Annotated in this window: 1 protein-coding gene and 1 pseudogene; both read right to left on the bottom strand. The window is 68.2% G+C overall.

Annotated features, from left to right (window positions below):
• Positions 1-52: 52 nt before the first annotated feature.
• On the bottom strand, positions 53-1,216 hold the full coding sequence (locus tag ACIPIA_RS14850) for an amidohydrolase (RefSeq protein ID WP_400510660.1): 1,164 nt from the start codon (positions 1,214-1,216) through the stop codon (positions 53-55).
• Between the two features lie 34 nt (positions 1,217-1,250).
• A pseudogene (locus ACIPIA_RS14855) lies at positions 1,251-2,084 on the bottom strand (LysR substrate-binding domain-containing protein).
• Between the last annotated feature and the right edge of the window lie 22 nt (positions 2,085-2,106).

The following is a 2,106-nucleotide window of genomic DNA, read 5'->3' on the forward strand; positions in this document are numbered from 1 at the left end:
ATCGGCGGTGGGTAATGCAGGCCGCAATCCCTCCAGGAGGCAGGGAGACGGTTCAGGCGACGGGCAGCCGCCGCCGCACGATGGCGGCATGAAATGCGGCGCCGTGGCGCAGGCCGTCATCGTTGAAATCGAAGCCGGGATTGTGCAGCGGGGCGGAGGCCTCGCCATTGCCGACATAAGCGAAGCAACCTGGCACATGATCGAGGAAGCGGGCGAAATCCTCCGAGCCCGTCATCGGCTCGCGCGCGACCGAGACATTTGCCTCGCCGAGCGCCGTCCGAGCCGCTCCCAGCGCCTCCTGGACGAGGGCCTCGTCGTTCACCAGCGGCACGAATTCGCGGGTGTAGTGCAGTTCGGCGCCGAGGTTGTAGCTCTGCGCCGTGCCCTGCGCGATGATCCCCATCTGCCGTTCGATCTCGGCGCTGACCTCGGGGCGGAAACTGCGGGCATCGCCGAGGATGCGCGCCATGCCGGGCAGCGCGTTGCGGGTGCCGTCGGTCAGCAGTTCCGTCACCGAGACGACGGCGATGTCGGCCGGGCTCAGCCGCCGCGAGACGATGGTCTGGAGGCTGGTGACGAGCGCGCAGGCCGCCACCAGCACTTCATTGCCGGAATGCGGGCGCGCGGCATGGCCGCCGACCCCCTTCAGCACGATCTCGAAATTGTCCTCGGCCGACATGAAGGCGCCGGTGCGGGTCTGGAACTGGCCGACGGCGAGGCCGGGCATGTTGTGCAGCCCGTAGACCTCGTCGAAGGGGAAGCGCTCCATCAGTCCGTCGGCGAGCATGGCGAGGGCGCCTTTGCCCCATTCCTCGGCCGGCTGGAACAGGAACCGCACCGTGCCGTCGAAGCCGCCTTCGGCCGCGAGCAGCTTGGCCGCTCCGAGCAGCATCGTGGTGTGGCCGTCATGCCCGCAGGCATGCATCACCCCGGGCGTCCGCGAGCGATAGGGAAGGTCGCCCTGCTCGGTGATGCGCAACGCGTCCATGTCGGCGCGCAGCGCGATCGCGCGGTTGCCGGTGCCACGCTTCAGCGTCCCGACGACGCCGGTGCCGCCAACGCCCTCGACGACGTCATCGAGGCCGAATTCGCGCAGCTGCGCAGCCACGAAGGCCGCGGTCGCCTTCTCTTCGAAGCCGAATTCGGGATGGGCGTGGAGATGCCGCCGCCATGACGTCATCTCGTTCTGGAGCGCATCAAGGTCGAGTTCGGGCATGGGTCGCGGCCTCTCATGTCGTTCGGCCACATGGTTAGGGCAGACTGCGCGAAAGAGGCGCTGCATTCCTGCGCACGGAATGCAAGTTTGTTGCATTCGGCTCCCGGCGTGGCCCGGCCGCCTCCTTCAGCCAGCGCGAGACCGTCGCGACCGGCTCGGGGTGGCGGGAGCGACGCGGAGCCACGATGTAGAAGCCGGTGTCGACCGGCAGTTCGGCACCGAAGAGGGCGACCAGCCGGCCGCTGGCGATATCGTCATCGATCAGGAAACGGCTGGTCAGTGCGAGGCCCTGCCCGGCGATGGCAGCTTCCAGCGCGAGCGCGGTCTGGTTGAAGCGAATGTTCTGCGCACTTCTCGCCGTCGAGGCGGGAAAGATGCCGCCGAGAAATGCTGGCCAGAGATCGTGAGCATCGTGCAGCAACGGTTAGCGCTGGAAATTGTCCGGTGCCGCCGGGTCGCCCAGTTTTTCCAACAGGAGCGGGCTGCCGACGGCGATGATCCTCTGCTCATGCAACAGCTCTGCGTTCACCCCGGCACCGAAGGGCGGTCGTCCAAGCCGGACTGCCAGATCGACCGCGTCGGTCCGGAAGTCGGAGATGCGATCGGTCGCGACGATGCGCAGGTCGATGCCGGGATGGGCTCCGGTGAAGGCCGGCAGGCGCGGGATGAGCCAGCGTGAGGCGAAGCTCGGCGTCACGCTGATGGTCAGATGCAGCGGCGCGGGCCTCAGGTCCTCGGTCGCGTCGGAGATCAGCTCGAAGGCACGCCGCACCGAGGCGGCATAGCTGCGCCCGGCTTCGGTCGGTGCCAGCGTGCGCGGCAGCCGCTCGAAGAGCGCGAGGCCCAGTTCCGCTTCGAGCTGACGGATCTGCTGGGCGACGGCGCCCTGG

It is taken from the genome of Allobosea sp. CER48 (genome assembly GCF_044752385.1).
Classification (GTDB): Bacteria; Pseudomonadota; Alphaproteobacteria; order Rhizobiales; family Beijerinckiaceae; genus Allobosea.